12 protein-coding genes are annotated in these 16,712 nt (G+C 45.9%); 6 read left to right on the top strand and 6 right to left on the bottom strand.

Annotated elements, in window-relative coordinates; genetic code table 11:
* Window positions 1–171: 171 nt before the first annotated feature.
* The 3 genes from MHN00_RS10560 to ubiD form a co-directional block, all read right to left on the bottom strand.
* Entirely contained in the window at window positions 172–1,590 is a 1,419-nt protein-coding gene (locus MHN00_RS10560; protein ID WP_152910873.1) for a M28 family metallopeptidase, read from the bottom strand.
* Between the two features lie 196 nt (window positions 1,591–1,786).
* On the bottom strand, window positions 1,787–2,482 hold the full coding sequence (fre, locus tag MHN00_RS10565) for an NAD(P)H-flavin reductase (protein WP_014977536.1): 696 nt from the start codon (window positions 2,480–2,482) through the stop codon (window positions 1,787–1,789).
* Between the two features lie 99 nt (window positions 2,483–2,581).
* The gene (gene ubiD, locus MHN00_RS10570; RefSeq protein WP_239301123.1) at window positions 2,582–4,048 is read right to left on the bottom strand and encodes a 4-hydroxy-3-polyprenylbenzoate decarboxylase; all 1,467 of its coding nucleotides are present in this window, start codon (window positions 4,046–4,048) and stop codon (window positions 2,582–2,584) included.
* 294 nt (window positions 4,049–4,342) lie between these two features.
* Here ubiD and MHN00_RS10575 point away from each other — a divergent pair, with 294 nt between their 5' ends.
* Complete coding sequence (locus MHN00_RS10575; RefSeq protein ID WP_014950925.1) at window positions 4,343–4,594, top strand: TIGR02647 family protein; 252 nt, start codon at window positions 4,343–4,345, stop codon at window positions 4,592–4,594.
* 178 nt (window positions 4,595–4,772) lie between these two features.
* Window positions 4,773–5,417 carry a tetratricopeptide repeat protein gene (locus MHN00_RS10580; RefSeq protein WP_014950924.1) on the top strand — a complete coding sequence of 215 codons (645 nt, stop codon included), beginning with the start codon at window positions 4,773–4,775 and terminating at the stop codon, window positions 5,415–5,417.
* Window positions 5,418–5,554: 137 nt separating this feature from the next.
* On the opposite strand, the gene MHN00_RS10585 is transcribed toward MHN00_RS10580, so the two are convergent.
* Both MHN00_RS10585 and MHN00_RS10590 read right to left on the bottom strand, forming a co-directional pair.
* Window positions 5,555–6,118 carry a cytochrome b/b6 domain-containing protein gene (locus MHN00_RS10585; RefSeq protein WP_239301124.1) on the bottom strand — a complete coding sequence of 188 codons (564 nt, stop codon included), beginning with the start codon at window positions 6,116–6,118 and terminating at the stop codon, window positions 5,555–5,557.
* Between the two features lie 101 nt (window positions 6,119–6,219).
* Window positions 6,220–6,501 (bottom strand): PepSY domain-containing protein, encoded by a 282-nt coding sequence (locus MHN00_RS10590; protein WP_014950922.1) that lies wholly within the window; start codon window positions 6,499–6,501, stop codon window positions 6,220–6,222.
* A gap of 318 nt (window positions 6,502–6,819) precedes the next feature.
* On the opposite strand from MHN00_RS10590, the gene MHN00_RS10595 reads away from it, so the two are divergent.
* Complete coding sequence (locus tag MHN00_RS10595) at window positions 6,820–9,183, top strand: TonB-dependent receptor (RefSeq protein ID WP_239301125.1); 2,364 nt, start codon at window positions 6,820–6,822, stop codon at window positions 9,181–9,183.
* Window positions 9,184–9,304: 121 nt separating this feature from the next.
* Here MHN00_RS10595 and MHN00_RS10600 read toward each other — a convergent pair whose 3' ends face one another.
* Window positions 9,305–11,023, bottom strand: coding sequence for an alkaline phosphatase D family protein (locus MHN00_RS10600; RefSeq protein WP_239301126.1), 1,719 nt, complete (start codon window positions 11,021–11,023; stop codon window positions 9,305–9,307).
* A gap of 307 nt (window positions 11,024–11,330) precedes the next feature.
* Here MHN00_RS10600 and rnr point away from each other — a divergent pair, with 307 nt between their 5' ends.
* From rnr to MHN00_RS10615, 3 genes are all read left to right on the top strand, one after another.
* Window positions 11,331–13,748, top strand: a complete 2,418-nt coding sequence (rnr, locus tag MHN00_RS10605) for a ribonuclease R (protein WP_239301127.1) — start codon at window positions 11,331–11,333, stop codon at window positions 13,746–13,748.
* Entirely contained in the window at window positions 13,749–14,489 is a 741-nt protein-coding gene (gene rlmB / locus MHN00_RS10610) for a 23S rRNA (guanosine(2251)-2'-O)-methyltransferase RlmB (protein WP_039226699.1), read from the top strand. It abuts the gene before it with no gap.
* Between the two features lie 512 nt (window positions 14,490–15,001).
* Complete coding sequence (locus tag MHN00_RS10615; protein ID WP_239301129.1) at window positions 15,002–16,672, top strand: S8 family serine peptidase; 1,671 nt, start codon at window positions 15,002–15,004, stop codon at window positions 16,670–16,672.
* Window positions 16,673–16,712: the final 40 nt, after the last annotated feature.

Consider the following 16,712-nt stretch of genomic DNA (forward strand, 5'->3'; position numbering starts at 1 on the left):
ATATTGAGTGTAGTGTCCACGTTTATACTAGCTTTTATTAAGTAAAGTCATTCGCGACGATAAGCCGGTTTCACTACCAGCTTAACGTCACGAACTTGATTGCATGCGTAATTGGGGGGGGGCGCAATTGGATGCGTATAAGCGCTCAATATAGGCGCTCAACATAAACGCTTATTCTCCAAAGCTTCCCGCAGGACCTGGATAAACGACAACGCTTTCAACACCGTCCTTGTTCACGCTGGCTACGCCAAAGAAGTAGTTGTCGATAACAACGTTCTCAAGCATGGCTTCGGTGACGTTACCCACATATTTACTGTATTCCCATTGCGGAGCATCAGTATGACGCCAGTATACTTTGTACCCTTTAAGTTGAGGGTTCTCTTCAGCGTCTAGGGCATCCCACTTTAAAAATGTTGAAGGTTGAACTGCACCGGCAATTTCTACATTTGCAGGTGGATTCGGTGCCCACGCCATTGCAGCAAGTGAAACAGCATTAAGGCCAGTAAGTTTGGCAGCGTAATCAAAGTCGACGCCATCCAAGGTGTCACCATAGGCAATACCGTCTTCTACGCGAAGATCTTGATGCTGGCGGGTGTAGTTTTCGTTAGTTTCCATAATACGAATACCCGGGTAGCCCAAGTCGTTGAACGGGCGATGATGGCCGCCACGACCAAAACGGTCCAAACGATAAATCACCATCGTGTCTAGGTTCTCAATATACTGATCGGCAATTTTATCGATGTAACGGGCAAGGTTACGGCTTGGTGAGTCAACTTCACCCCCGGTGAAACGTCGCATGCGCGCATCCTTATCCGTTTCGGTTACGCGTGTACCTTCAGCAAACAAGCGAGCGGTGGTGTTGTTAATCACACCGTTAACCCCTTCGATATTGCCTATCATGTCATTATTGAGCACGGCTTTAATTCGCCAGCCGTCTTCCTTGGCTTGGTTTGCCATAATACGCCCGCCGAAAAGCCCTTGCTCTTCACCAGATAAAGCAGCATACACGATACTGCCGTTAAACTTGTATTTGGATAGTACTCGCGCAGCTTCAAGGGTACCGGCAACACCAGAGGCGTTGTCGTTTGCCCCTGGTGAGTCAGAGGTGAAGTCCATTACATCAGACACCCGTGAATCGATGTCGCCTGACATGATGACGTAACGGTCTGGATCGGTGGTACCGCGTTGTATCGCGATAACGCTAACCACTTCTACTGGGTCGGGAATACGTTTTTCTCCGCTGATGACTTCCGACTGGTAGTACACTTCTAAGCAGCCACCACACTCGGCTGAAATTTTATCAAATTCAGATTTAATCCAACGTCGCGCAGCACCGATACCACGAGTATCAGACTCGGTTTCAGAAAGGGTATGGCGTGTACCAAAGTTCACCAGCGTAGTAATGTCTTTTTCAATGTTTTCAGCGGAGACATTTTTGGCAATATCGTAAAGTGTTTGCTGCTGCTCGCTTTGTGCGTGAGCGGCGAATGACACTGTGCTACTTACCAATACAGCTGATGCCAGTACTTTCGTTAATTCAGTTCTTATTTTTGCACTTATACTAGCTAGTGCGGGTCGGTTTTTTATCATTGTTATCTCCTGTTTTTATTTTTTCACCATAACGAATACGTGGCAAAGCTACAATTAGAGTAAACGTGTTTAATGGTTGGTCATCGCAAGGCATCGCGATTAAAAAAGGAGTAAGACGCTGGGAATGAAAAATGACTTTAAAAAAACAAAAAAGCCGGCATTCGCCGGCTTTCAGAATATGGGTTTACGCTAGCGCTTAAATAAACGCAAACGCGTCGCCAAACAGGTTCTCAACTTTTAAGCCGCGTTGTGTAAAATCATCGCGTACAACTTTGGCCATTTCAAAACGACCTGCAACGTAAACCTGAATATTGGCAAAGTCAGCGTGGTCTGCCATTACCGCATGGTGTACCCAGCCCGTTCTGCCTTTCCATTCGTCGCATGCAAACTCTACAACCGGCACAAAAGTGAAGTGATCGTTAGTTTCAGCGAGCTCAGTTAGCTTGTCAGCTAAGTACAAATCAGCCGCGTGTTTTCCACCCCAATAAAGGGTAAGTGGTGTCTTGTCGCCGCTATTAAGATGCTCTTGCAGAATAGAGTAGGTATATGAGAAGCCAGTACCACCAGCAATAAGCACCATAGGCAGGCCATTACTTTGCAAAAAGGCATTGCCATTACCTACGTTTACGGTAATTTCGCCATCCGCACGCATGCGCTCTAGCACTTCACCAGCGTAGCTGTTGCCAGGCTCTGCGCCAATGTGTAATTCAATGCGGCTATTATCAAATGCGGCATTGGCAATAGAAAATGGACGCATATCTTTTTCGCCCATTACCACCATGGCGTACTGACCCGCCTTAAACTCAACAGGGCTTTCTGGCGTTAATTCAACTTTTTGAACCACTTCGGTTAAAGGCGTGATGCTTGCAACCTTACACTTAATTTCTGACATGTATTCTCTTCTAACCTTCTTGCTTAGCGTGTCGCCTTTTCATGCGCTTAAAAAAAAGCGCATGCTTCAATACAAAATAAATAGCGCTAAAAATAGTCGCTACATAATACCAAGACTGTCCCAAATATCATCAACGCGTTTTTTAACGTCTTCGTCCATCACAATAGGTACGCCCCATTCTCGGTCGGTTTCGCCCGGCATCTTGTTTGTTGCATCCATGCCCATTTTAGAGCCTAGCCCTGAAACCGGTGATGCAAAATCCAAGTAGTCGATAGGCGTATTTTCTATCATTACCGTGTCGCGGGCTGGGTCCATACGGGTAGTGATGGCCCAAATAACATCGTTCCAGTCACGCGCGTTGACGTCGTCATCGCACACTATCACAAATTTGGTGTACATGAACTGGCGCAAGAACGACCACACACCCATCATCACCCGTTTCGCATGGCCAGGGTATTGTTTCTTCATCGTCACCACAGCCATGCGATAAGAGCACCCTTCAGGCGGTAAGTAGAAGTCGACAATTTCAGGGAACTGCTTTTGCAAAATAGGCACAAACACTTCGTTTAGCGCAACACCTAAAATAGCAGGCTCATCTGGTGGACGGCCTGTATAGGTCGAATGATAGATAGGATCTTTACGGTGGGTAATATGAGTAACGGTAAATACAGGGAAGTCGTCGACTTCATTGTAGTAACCGGTGTGATCTCCATAAGGGCCCTCAGGCGCAGTTTCATCCTGAGCAATATAGCCCTCAAGTACAATCTCGGCACTGGCAGGTACCTGTAAGTCGTTACTAATAGACTTAACTACTTCAGTTTTGTCGCCACGCAGTAAGCCCGCAAAAGCATATTCAGAAAGGGTATCTGGAACAGGAGTAACCGCACCTAATATAGTAGCGGGGTCTGCGCCAAGTGCCACAGATACCGGGTAGGGTTCGCCTGGGTGTGTTTGACACCACTCACGAAAATCAAGGGCGCCACCACGGTGTGATAACCAGCGCATTATAAGTTTGTTTTTGCCGATAACCTGCTGACGGTAAATGCCCAGATTCTGACGCTTTTTATGCGGCCCTTTGGTAACACTTAACCCCCATGTTACCAAAGGTGCAGCGTCACCCGGCCAGCAGCGCTGTACCGGAATTTTTGATAAATCTACGTCGTCACCGGTAAGCACCACTTCCTGACAAGGGGCTTTTTTAAGGACTTTGGCAGGCATATTAAGCACCTGCTTAAATACTGGCAGCTTCTCCCAAAGATCTTTCAGCCCTTTAGGCGGCTCTGGCTCTTTCAAATAAGCCAGTAGCTTGCCTACTTCACGCAGTGCTTCAACAGACTCTTGACCCATGCCCATAGCTACGCGCTCTGGTGTACCAAACAAATTTGCCAATACGGGCATGTCGTGAGTTTTAGGGTTTTCAAATAACAGTGCAGGGCCGCCGGCACGCAACGTCCTGTCGGCAATTTCTGTCATTTCAAGGTCGGTATCAATGGGCTGGGTAATGCGTACCAATTCACCTTTAGCTTCTAGCTGGCGAATAAAGTCGCGTAAATCTTTGTACTTCATTAGTGCAGGTGCATCCACAAACTCAATTTATGGCAAGAATATACTATTTAGCGCCAAAGTCCGATCAGTAAGCGCTGTGTTTACACGATTAAACGTTTTACAGATAAATTACGCTTTACAGAGGTGCCATTTGGGTGTGATATAAGAAAGCGTTAAAAATATTAACAAATCTAGGGCTAATAGTGCTTTGGTGTGTGCGCTTCGGTATAGGTTGTTACCATAGTGCTTTGCTGAGGTGTTTTACAGTGGCCAGCGTGCTAAATCCCTACTAACCCTTTTGCCTAAGGTGGTTACATGAGTTCATTCGATCAGGACATGTTAGACGAATTAAATTTGTTACTGAAGTTTCCAACAGACAGCCTACTTCAAGGTTTAAAAATTCATCACGATGCCAGCCAAAGCATGGTGAACGCAGCATCCAGGCTATACTCCAAAGGCCTAATCACCCAGCCAGACGGTGGTTACCTAACTGATTTAGGTATTGACCTAGCCGATCACGCCCGCCATATCCAATCGGCCATGTGCCCACGAAAAAGTAGCCACTAAAAGCAAGATGCTGGCGTACGGTTAAATGCAGGTGGTCAGCATAAAGTTGAAAGCAGATATTAGCTGGCCGCAGACGCTCATGTGTCCATTCGTAAAGAAAAGCATGTCTTGGTTAAGATAATCTATAATTAGTCGATACCTTAACTAAGACATTGTAATCAACACATACTCTTTTGCTATGAAACGTATTCTACACACAGCCTTATTTATCTGCGCGACTGTCACGGGTTTTTGCGCTCATGCTCTTGAAGGGGAAACGATTGAAGAGCTTCGCGCAGTTCAGCTTTACAGCCAAGATGCCTTAATCGATATGATTAATGCTAATACGCATTTAGACAAAGTAGTGGCTGATCGATGCCAATTAGTACAAGACATTGAAGCGCGTGCAAACGTGTTGAAAGTACCGGCCTACCAGTTTTTATGGGGAGATATGCTGGCGTGGGGCGTGTGCGTAGACGCTGAACCTGCCCGTGGTATTGGTTATATGGAAGATGCCGCGAATCAAGGTTTGCCAGCAGCACTAGAGCAATTGGGGCGTTACTATGCAAAGGGCACGCTTGTGCAGCAGGATAAATCTCGCGCCGTAGTGTATTTACGTGAAGCCGCTGCGCTTAAAAACCTAAAAGCGCAAATTCACTTGGTTGAGTTGTTTTTGGACGGTTATGGCAGTCCTTACGATTATGAAGACGCGTACCACTGGCTTTATAACTCGGTGACCAACGATAAAAAGCAGCATCAGCAAATTGCGTCTTACCTCGCTCGCTTAGAAAAATTAATGCACCCGAAAGCCGTGCGAGAGGCAAAGCGGCCTTTGGATAGTTAAAAGCCACAAGCGGCGAGGTGATAACGAACACCTGCAGGCAACTAAAATCCTAAGGGCAGAAAGGCTGGCAAACACAACAAGCCAGCTTCTGCAAAAGCGTATTTATGTCCGTAGCACATCTATGTCTTTACGTAGGCTTAACGCTTACGCCAGCCAGTAAGCATAGGGCGAACTAACTGAATATTACCCATACGTTGTACAGCAAACACGGCAGCAATATGCACCAACACACAGCCGTACAATACATCAGCCATAATACTGTGTATCCATTCCAGCGTGCTATTCCCAAACAGTGCGTCTATTTCTTCCATCATAAAACCGGTAATACCTAACCCAAGCAAAAGGGCAATAACTGCCATCACCATAAGCCAGCCAAAAGGATTGTGGCCATGAGTACGTGGGATTTGTTTATGCTTTAAGTGCTGAAGATGTTCTCTAAAGGCCTGCTTGCTTAGCGAAATAGTGGAGAAGCTAGCGTAAGCTGTGGAGCCCTTCTTGTTGGGATTAGCTGAACGTAAGCCCCAAGCAACGCGTATAGATATAAGCGCTACGCCCACATAGCCCGCTATTTCATGAAAAAGCCGGCCTGGCTCTACAATAAAGTAGTTGGTGATAAAACTTGCAACAATGCCCCAGTGGCATACGCGCACTACCCAATCCCAAACATAAATATCTGAACCCGTGTCTTTAGCTTTGTGCATTACGTGACTTTCTCAGGGTAAAACAAAAACGCTGCAATAGTTTGCAGCGTTTTTATCAAGTTTTAAAGCAAGCGTTCGATGAACCGTTTGCTAAACAGAATTTAGTGCATTTCTTTTTTAACTATGCTGCCATCAACAGGGTTAAAGTAAATCTCTACTTTGTTCTCTTCTTTATCGAAGCCGTAGATTTCGTAGCAGTTACCGCCTGTCACTTTAAATTCGTTGATTTTGTAGCCTTGCGCTAACAGCTGAGCCTGAAACGCATCTTGGTTTTGCCATTCAGCTTCCGGCGCAGTAGTACACTGAGTGGTGCCGTGCTCTGCACTACATGCGCTTAATAAGGTCGCGGCGCCAATAGCAGTAGCCATCATTAGTTTTTTCATTGCAGTCTCCGTTTCGCTTTTTATTTAAAAGTTCTTTCTATCCTACTTAAATATTGTACTGACATTGTTCTTTTGTGCATAGAGGTTGCGCTACTTTGTTGTACAGAATTGAGTTCTGTTTGGTTTTATAACGGGGCACAGAATACTTGTCACAAAATTGCCTCCGACATGTCACGGATAGTTCATCGAACCGTCTCAAAAGCATTCTACATTTTTGGGCTTTGATATTTCTAAACACTAGGCAATGTCGCCAATCTATCGGCGAAATGTTTAAAAAATACATAAAACACCCAATAAGCACACAAAAGGAATGATTTGATGCGTCCTCTGTACCCACGAACGGTTTATCCACGCTCTCTGCTTGCCACAACAATTGCATTTGCGCTATCAAGCGCCGCAATTGCACAAGAAGTAGCGCCCGACACAGAAAACGAACATAACTATATAGAAGAGATTACGGTAACCGCACAAATGCGTGAGCAGTCCGTTATGGATGTGCCTGTTACTATGGATGTAATAGGTAGCGAGTTCTTAGAGCGCACCAATATCATGGAACTTGATGAGCTTTCTCGAATTTTACCTAACGTTCAAATTCAAGAGCAGGCCGTAAGCTTACCGTCTTTTAATATTCGGGGCGTGACCGACGACGTATCTTCGGTGTCGGCAACGCCTCGCATCTCTGTATATCAAGATGGCTTTGATATCAGTAAAAAGACGGTAGCCAGCGTCGCGCTTTTTGATATTGCGCGGGTAGAGGTTTTAAAAGGCCCCCAGCCAACCTTGTTTGGTGTGGCGGCAGCCAATGGTGCGGTAAGTATTCATTCTAATCTTCCCACCTTCGAACAAGAAGGCAAGGTACAGGTTGGCTATAACTCAGAGCAAGGGCAAGAACTTGAATTCATGTATAACCAGCCTATTAACGACAACCACAGTTTTCGTATAGCAGGTCTTTATCGCGAAATGGACGGCATTGTAGAAAACAATGCCTGTAGCGCTGACTCTTATTACGGTAATGCAAATATGTACAACCATCTTGGTGAAGAAGTGCCGTGCAACAGCGAAGATCTTCAGGGTGTTTCAGTACAAGCACTACGTGCAACATGGCGAGCGAATTACGATCAGCTTGAAATCATTGCGCGCGCAGCCATGGAGTATAACGACCAGCCGGGCATTGCCTTCAAATCAGGCTCTATCGCCCCCAATGGCGGAGATACTAGCCCTTTTACTGATGCCGAATTTAGTTTAGGCAGTGAACTCGGCATTGAACGAACGCTTCAAGCTTATGACTTAACCGTAAACTACGATTTCAACCAAATGCTCAGTCTGCATGCCGACGCATACTATAAAGATGTAGAGGTGAGCGAAGGATTTGACGCCGACGGTTCTGCTTTGCGTATTCAAGATGCCTATTTCGATAACGACGCTACGCTTAAAGGTGCGTCAATGCGTTTAGTGTATGACTCGGGTGATAAATTGGCCGCGTTTGTAGGTGCGTCTATTACTCAAGACGATTCTATTTTGCCCTATTATGTAATGGTCGACCCATTTGTACGTGGTACCTTTGATGCGGTTAAAGCACAGCTTGAGGCCACCTCAAATATTCCGCTAAATCAGAATATCGCTACTGACGCATCGTTAGAAGAAATAGAAGCACTGCGTGCGATGTTAGTGTCGCAACTGTTTAATGAAGATGGCTCTCCTATTTCTAACCCTGCACTGCCGCCTATTATGATACAAGGGCCGTTTATATTTGAAGCTGAACTTGATATAGCGTCTTATGTTGCTGAGGTGTCGTATTTTGTTACCGACGACATCAACATTACTGCTGGCGTGCGCTATATCGACGAAACACGTTATACCCGTAATACTTATACTACTGCAGATGGTGCATTTACGTTCGATGCCGAGCGCGATTTTGACGATACCCTGCCGCGCTTTGCCGTAAGCTATGATGTTAATAACAACTGGAACGTATACGCGAACTACGCCAGGGGACGACGTTCACCGGTGGTAGATGCTAACGCAGGTGGCGTTAATGTGACTAAACCTGAAATAGTAGACAGTTACGATTTAGGTATTAAATACCAAAGCGCGAACTTCCTGTTCTCAGGTGCCATTTTCACCTACGAATACAGCGATTATCAGCAAAGCTTTACCGACGCAGAAACCTTACAGTCTATTACTGTAACGGTAGGCGACTCGACCATGTCGGGTATTGAAGGCATGGCGACCTATAACTACAGCGAGACGCTGACGCTAACAGCAAGCCTTGGTTTCCTTGACGCTGAATTTGCAGACAATACTGCTGATGGATCTGAGTTCCAATACGGTGGTAATAAGTTCCGCTTAGCGCCAGAAGTTAGCGGCGCGATAAACATCAACAAAGTATTCAATATGGACAGTTTTGACATTGATGTTAACTGGCTTACCAGTTTCCAGTCAGAAGTGTTTTTTGAAAGCAGCAATTACCCTGGTCTTTCTCAAGATACTTACTCACTGACTGATGTATCGGTGAAGCTGCTTCAAGACAACAGCAAGTTTGCCTATGAGCTTTACGTGAACAACCTGTTTGATAAAGAATTCTTGATTGATGCTGGTAATACGGGCGGTGGATTGGGTATACCTACCTTCGTACGCGGGATGCCACGCATTGCTGGTGTGCGTGTTTATTACGAGTTTTAAGGTTGGCAAGGAGTAAACGCGCTGCATTCAATTAAGCGCGTTTACTTATTTAATTAAAAAATGACTTCATAAAGTAAAGCCGCAAGCATGCGGCTTATTCCGTCTTAATATATAGCCTTTATCAAGCGTTTATCTCATAGCTATGCGTATTAACCACTTTGCCTGCCTTGGTTAAAATTGCATCCACATAGTGCCAAGTGGCTATTGCGCTGTCTTCGCTGACGGTTAAAGTCATGAACCCGCGCTGGTGAAGATTACAGTACTGCAAGTCTTCTATAAGAAGCGGTAGGTCGTCTGCAAGGGTTTTAGCTTTTTCATCCCCCATGCTTAGGTAATGTTCCATACCGGGTGACGTCACGCCTGGTGTGGCAAGTTCAACCCCTACCTCTGTACCATCATTAAGGGTTAATATATTGTGCCAAGCGTTATGTGTATCACCTGCAAGGGCAATAACTGGCTTGCCGATGGACTTAAGCTGCATCAGCACCTGTTCCCGTTCAATAGGGTAGCCGTCCCATGCGTCTAAGTTGTAAGGCATTACCGTATTAATAAGCGCTAGTTCTTGTTCACTAAGTGCGCCACCTTGCATTTGTTTGCGTTTAATATTCGCAAGTTTGTTTACATGGGCAGGTATTGCTTTGCGTTCAACGCCATTAAAAATAGATACAGGGAAAAGCATGCGGCCTATTAATAGCTGTTGCCCTAACACCTGCCATTTAGCCTGGCTTTGCTGCATAGACGAATGTAGCCAGTTGCGTTGGGTTTCACCGAGTAAACCGCGGTTCGGGTTGCCGATGTCTTTCATAAAGCGTGCTTGGTCAAACGCATTAGTTTCAGCATCGCGATAGTTGGCGTATTCAAGCTGTTTGTCGCGGGCAAGAACGCGGGTGTCGAGCATGTATAAGTCAAGAAGTTTACCAAAAGTAAACTGACGATAAATTTCTAAGCGCTCGGTGCCAAAAGGTGGGCGAATGGGTAGCCATTCATAATAAGCTTGAACTGCCGCTGCACGACGGGCATAAAAATCTCCTTCATCCGCTTGGTGATTCTCAGCACCGTCTTTATAGGTGTCGTTAGTAATTTCATGATCATCCCACACAACAATAAACGGCTTATTTTGATGTAACGACAGCAAGCCTTCATCCGTACGATACAGCGCATAGCGGTTACGATAGTCAGTGAGAGTGTAAAGCTCGGTGTCGTTATCTGGCGCATAGGTTCTGCCAATTTCCTTGGCGTGCTCAGTTGCGTAACCTTCACCATCGTACTCATAAATGTAGTCACCAAGGTGCAATACATAGTCGATGTTGTCGTCTTTCGCTGCTTCCATGTATGGCGTGAAAAAGCCAGCGGGGTAGTTGGAACAAGAAAATATGCCGAACGTGACATTAGACACTTCGACTTCAGGTAGCGTACGGGTTTCTCCCACAGGACTCGTATTATTAGCGCTTTTGAAGCGGTAAAAATAACGACGAGCTGGACTAAGACCTGCTACGTCAACTTTTACGGTAAAATCATGGATTGCTTTGGCTTCAACAATACCGCTACTTATTACATTGGCAAAATCCGCATCGCTTGCCATTTCCCATAAAATATCGGCCTTAGCTAAACCTGAGTTTGAGTCCGAGCCTGGGCCTGCACCAGAGTCTGGCACGGCGCGCGTCCAAATAATCACGGCGTCTTTTAATGGGTCTCCACTCGCCACACCATGGGTAAAGGTTGCGTTGGTTTGTGGTTGGCTGTTTGCTGAAGTGCTAACGGTACAGCCTGCTAGCCCTGTAGACACTGCTACGCTCGCGCCTGCGAGTGACGACAGCTTTATAAACGATCTTCTATCCATATGCCTGCTCTTTATAAGGTTTGTAAGGTATCCGGTGATGTCATTGTTTTGTTGAACGCTCATGCAACAAAAACGAAAACCCATTTTTATACTGAGTGTTTGTGACATAGAGATGTCAGGCTGAGAATCCATAATAACAGTCAATGTTTTACTGCAAATACTGTTATACTGTGCAGCAAATAACCACATGAACCAAAAATGGTTTATGTGTCTAAACAATCATATTTATGTTTTCTACAGGGCTTTGAAGAACTAAGCCACAAACGAAAACACGTTGAACAAAATACGAAAGGTAAATTTAAAATACATGAGTGATGATCCGCATTATCAGCGCGAGAAAGAAAAGTACGAAAATCCGGTAGCCAGCCGCGAATATTTAATGAGTTTATTAAAAGAGCACGACAAGCCGTTGTCGTTTCTTGATATCTGTAACTTGGTGAACGCCTTCGACGAAGATGCGCGAATTGGAATTCAGCGCCGACTACGTGCCATGGAGCGCGAAGGTCAGGTGCAATTTACCAAGCAGAAAAAATACATTCTCCAAAACCGTGATGAACTCATTAAAGGCAGAATTATTGGTCACCGTGATGGCTACGGCTTTTTGCGTCCTGAAGATAAAAGCGGTGATTTATTTATCAGTGCTGGGCAGATGAACCTGTTCCTTCACGACGATGTGGTAGAAGCGCGCATTAGCGGAACCGATCGCCGCGGAAGAAAAGAAGCGTTTGTTACGCAAGTCATTGAGCCACGCAGCGAGCCAATTGTTGGCCGCTACTTTGTTGAACAAGGTTTTGGCATGGTTGTGCCAGATGACAGCCGGTTGCAGCACGAAATTGTTATTCCACCAGAGAGCACACACGGTGCTCGAATGGGGCAGGTGGTTGTGGTAGAGCTTACCCAGCGTCCACGCCGTAAAATGAGTCCGGTGGGCAAAATTGTTGAAGTACTTGGTGAACATATGGCGCCAGGTATGGAAATAGAAATGGCACTTCGTACGTTTGATATTCCGCACCAGTGGCCTAAAGGCGTAACCAAGCAAGTGGAAAAGCTTACCGATCAGGTGCCCGATGAAGCCAAAGAAGGTCGCATCGATTTACGCCAGCTTCCGCTGGTCACCATTGACGGTGAAGACGCCCGCGACTTCGATGACGCAGTATATTGTGAACCGCTAGACGATGGCGGCTGGCAGCTGTGGGTAGCCATTGCCGATGTAAGTCATTATGTAAGAACAGGCTCAGCCCTTGATGATGAAGCGCAGCAGCGCGGTAATTCGGTTTACTTCCCTGACCAAGTAATTCCTATGCTACCGGAAGTGCTGTCAAACGGCTTGTGTTCATTAAACCCTGAAGTCGACCGCCTATGTATGGTGTGTGAAATGACCATCAGTGCAAATGGCAAACTAGAAGAATTCCAGTTTTACGAAGCGGTCATGAACTCACACGCCCGTTTAACCTACACTAAAGTGTGGAATATTCTTCAGGGCGACAAAGAACTTCATCAGCGTTACGAGCCTCATGTACCTCATTTGCGCAATCTTCACGACTTGTACCGCGCGCTCAAAAAAGCCCGTGCTAAGCGTGGAGCGATTGAATTTGAAACCCAAGAAGTGAAGTTTGTATTCAACGCCCAGCGCAAGATTGAAAATATTGTGCCGCTGGTGCGTAACGATGCGCATAAGCTTATTGAAGAGTGCATGATCATGGCAAACGTAAGTGCGGCTCTTATGCTTGAAAAGCATGAGGCGCCAGCGCTATACCGTGTGCACGACAAACCAGACGCCGACAGGCTTACCGCATTTACCAGTTACTTAAGTGAAATCGGTATTCCTCATCGCATAGTTGAAGACGCGGAGCCTGCCGCATTCACCGATGTGGTGCTTAAAACCCGCGGTCGAGTGGACGAAGAACTAATTCAAACCATGCTGCTGCGCTCAATGAAGCAAGCGGTTTACGACGGTGACAACGTAGGTCACTTTGGGTTGGCGCTAGAAGCTTACGCGCACTTCACGTCACCTATCCGTCGCTACCCAGACTTGGTCGTGCACCGTGCGCTAAAAGGCATTATTGCTAAACAGCAGGGCAAAAAAGCAGTCAGTGGCGCGAAAAATTATACTGTTGAAGAAATTGAACAGTTAGGCGAGCAGTGTTCAATGACAGAGCGCCGCGCCGATGATGCCACCCGTGACGTGGCTGACTGGCTTAAGTGCGAGTTTATGCTCGACCACGTCGGCGACACCTTTGAAGGTGTGGTGAGCTCGGTCACTAACTTTGGTTTATTTATACGCCTTACCGAATATCACATCGACGGCCTAGTACACATTACATCGCTAGATGATGACTATTATCACTATGACGATGTAAAACAAGCGCTGGTTGGTGAGTCGGGCCATCGCCAGTTCAGATTGGGTGATACGGTTGAAGTAACCGTAGCAGCGGTCAACCTTGATGAAAGAAAGATTGATTTATTACTCGATAAGTCTATGCTGCGCGGCACTAAGGGTAAGAAGGTAAAAGTGAGGTCTGCGAAAAAGGCTTCAGATAAACCTACTCGTTTTGATAACAAATCACGCTCTGACAAAGGCTCGCGTTCTGATAAAAAGGGGAACAAAGGCAAAGGCGGCTCAAGCTCGTCTAGTCGTAGCGGTGGAAAATCGTCAAGTCGCGGCATCGCCAAAGGCGGTAGTAGCGGCAAAACACTGTCATTGAATAAAAGAGGTAAGCGTTAAATGGCGCAGCAAGAATGGTTATACGGTTTACATGCCATGCAGTCGGTACTTGAAAAAGAGCCCGAGCGTGTAATGGAAGTGTTGGTGTTGAAAGGTCGCAATGACGAGCGCCTAACCAGCATTGTTAACCAAGCCCGTCGTTTTGGTATTTCCGTTCAGTTTTGTCAGCGCAAAGCGCTAGATGACAAAGTAAGCGGTGAGCAACACCAAGGCGTGGTAGCAAGAGCAAAACCAGCCCGCGTGCTAGATGAAGCTGACTTAGACAAAATTTTAGAAAGCGAAGCGCAGCCTTTAATTTTGGTACTAGACGGTGTTACCGACCCGCATAATCTAGGTGCGTGCCTGCGTACTGCAGATGGAGCAGGGGTGCACGCGGTAGTAGTACCGAAAGATAAATCAGCAAGCTTAAACGGCACAGTAAGAAAGGTGGCCTGTGGTGCAGCTGAAGTGGTTCCACTTATTCAAATCACAAACCTGGCCAGAACCTTGAAGCACCTTCAAGATAAAGGCCTTTGGATTGTTGGTACAGCCGGTGAAACCGATAAAACCCTTTATGATGTAGACCTGAAAGGCCCAACTGCATTAGTAATGGGGGCTGAAGGTAAGGGTATGCGTAGGCTTACCAAAGAAACGTGCGATGAGTTAGTGAAGCTTCCTATGGCTGGCAGTGTGACAAGTTTAAACGTGTCGGTAGCAACCGGCGTGTGCTTATACGAGATCGTAAGACAGCGCAGTTTATGAGACAAAGTTGCTAGAATTGAGCCTCTAATGAGTTTTCAATTGGTTTTTAAAAAAGCGTGTACCTTTGGGTACACGCTTTTTTTATATTTAAGTAAAACTTATAAAGAGTTTAATATTTTGTTACATTTGAATTTGTGAAATTAATGTTAATTATAGTTTTTTATTCCTACCATGAATCTGCTCGTAATACACATTTGGCGCGCTCTTCATAAGTTGTGTTGTTTTTTTGTGCATTTTTAAAGGTATTAAAAATGCTCACCAGGGTTAAGGCAACATACTCAACAGCGTGATTCGCCGCCTAATATGAGCTCTGTAAATAATTGGTAATACCGTTTATTTGCATACCTGACAAACGGGTAGGTCGTTGCAACGCAGTTGCGTCGGTTGTCATGGATGAGCTTTTCGTATGAGGTAATGGTTATACCTGTATGTCATTTAATAACAAATAGCTTCCAAAGCACGGAATAAAACAGTGTTGAAGTTAATAAGACAGATAAAACAGGAAATAAATTTTGAACTCAAAATTAAATAAGAAACACACATGTCTAACAGCAGCTGCTCTAGCTGTATCACTTGGCTTAATGGGTAATTCTGCAATGGCAGCAGGCGAAGGTCTGGTAAAAGTTAAAGAAAAGCCTCAAACCCTAAAACAAGCACTAGGTAAGCGATTGACTGTCGATCGTCTTGTCACCACTGACCAAGAGCGTTACATCATCAAGTTCAAAGATGAGATGACCAGTGAAACGGTTGAAGTGAGTGCATTAAAAGGTAAAGGTCAAATCTCAAGTGCCAAAGTAAAAGGTAAAAAGCCTTTCGATATCGCGTCTGCTAAATCAGAAGTAAGAAAAGCAGGTGGTGCAATTAAGAAAGAGCTTAAGAAGCATAAAATGGTAGCGGCTACGATGAGTAAGTCAGCGCTGAACAAGCTTCGTAAAAATCCAAACGTAGAAAGTATTGAAGTGGACGTTCGTCGTAAGCCTATGGCGCAGACCACGCCTTACGGCTACACCATGGTTCAGGCTAATCAATTTGCACAGTCAGATACTACGGCTCGCAAAGTATGTATCATCGATACAGGTTACAACCTGGGTCACCCAGATTTGCCTGGAACAAACGATGGCGTTACAGGTCAGGCAAACAATAGTGCTGTAGGTAACTGGTATAACGATGGTAACGGTCACGGTACCCACGTAGCGGGCACCATTGCAGCATACGATAATAACGAAGGTGTAGTTGGTGTGTATCCTGGCGTGGATATGCATATCGTTAAAATCTTTAACGACAATGGCCAATGGACTTACGCATCTGACCTTATCGATGCTATCACCCAATGTCAGGATGCCGGCTCGAACGTTGTTAACATGAGCTTAGGTGGCGGCAGTTCGTCAACTACCGAGCGAAATGCAATGCAGAGCTTCACAGATGCAGGCATGTTGTTAGTTGCGGCGGCAGGTAACGATGGTAACAGTGCGAAGTCTTACCCTGCTTCATATGATGCAGTAATGTCAGTTGCGGCAGTAGACTCAAACGAAAATCGTGCAAGCTACAGCCAATATAACGATCAGGTTGAAATTGCCGCGCCAGGCAGTGCAGTTCAGTCTACCTATCCAACAAATACCTACGCTTCACTCAGCGGTACATCTATGGCGACGCCACACGTAGCTGGTGGTGCAGCACTAGTGTGGAGTTACTTCCCGCAGTGTTCAAACAACCAAATTCGTAGTGCACTTAATGCAACGGCAGAAGATAAAGGCAGTGCGGGTCGTGATAACTTCTACGGTTATGGCTTAATGCAGCTTGCTGATGCCTACAACTACCTTAACACCAACGGTTGTGCCGGTGGCGGTACTGGTGGCGGTGGCGGCTCTGAGCCTGGCGTAGAACCAGTATCAGGTCAGCTATCCGGCCTTTCAGGTACGCGCAGAAACTGGGACCGCTACACTTGGACGATTCCTGAAGGTGTAACGCAGATGACTATTCGTACCTCTGGTGGTTCAGGCGATGCTGATCTATACGTGAAGTTTGGCTCACAGCCAGAAACGAATAGCTATGATTGTCGTCCTTATCAAAATGGCAACAGCGAAGTATGTACATTCGACGCGCCAGCGTCAGGCACATGGCACATTGGTATTCGCGCTTATTCGTCATACAGCGGTGTGACACTATCATACTCATATGAGTAAGTAATCCCGTCTCCCTAAGACACAGTTAAAGCCTGCTTAT

This window comes from Alteromonas sp. Cnat2-8 (assembly GCF_022348355.1).
In the GTDB taxonomy this organism is placed as follows: Bacteria; Pseudomonadota; Gammaproteobacteria; order Enterobacterales; family Alteromonadaceae; genus Alteromonas; species Alteromonas macleodii.

Coding starts and splice junctions, on each gene's coding strand:
- rnr (WP_239301127.1), top strand. CDS start 11,331: ATGAGTGATGATCCGCATTATCAGCGCGAGAAAGAAAAGTACGAAAAT.
- MHN00_RS10600 (WP_239301126.1), bottom strand. CDS start 11,023: ATGGATAGAAGATCGTTTATAAAGCTGTCGTCACTCGCAGGCGCGAGC.
- fre (WP_014977536.1), bottom strand. CDS start 2,482: ATGTCAGAAATTAAGTGTAAGGTTGCAAGCATCACGCCTTTAACCGAA.
- ubiD (WP_239301123.1), bottom strand. CDS start 4,048: ATGAAGTACAAAGATTTACGCGACTTTATTCGCCAGCTAGAAGCTAAA.
- MHN00_RS10575 (WP_014950925.1), top strand. CDS start 4,343: ATGAGTTCATTCGATCAGGACATGTTAGACGAATTAAATTTGTTACTG.
- rlmB (WP_039226699.1), top strand. CDS start 13,749: ATGGCGCAGCAAGAATGGTTATACGGTTTACATGCCATGCAGTCGGTA.
- MHN00_RS10590 (WP_014950922.1), bottom strand. CDS start 6,501: ATGAAAAAACTAATGATGGCTACTGCTATTGGCGCCGCGACCTTATTA.
- MHN00_RS10560 (WP_152910873.1), bottom strand. CDS start 1,590: ATGATAAAAAACCGACCCGCACTAGCTAGTATAAGTGCAAAAATAAGA.
- MHN00_RS10580 (WP_014950924.1), top strand. CDS start 4,773: ATGAAACGTATTCTACACACAGCCTTATTTATCTGCGCGACTGTCACG.
- MHN00_RS10585 (WP_239301124.1), bottom strand. CDS start 6,118: ATGCACAAAGCTAAAGACACGGGTTCAGATATTTATGTTTGGGATTGG.
- MHN00_RS10595 (WP_239301125.1), top strand. CDS start 6,820: ATGCGTCCTCTGTACCCACGAACGGTTTATCCACGCTCTCTGCTTGCC.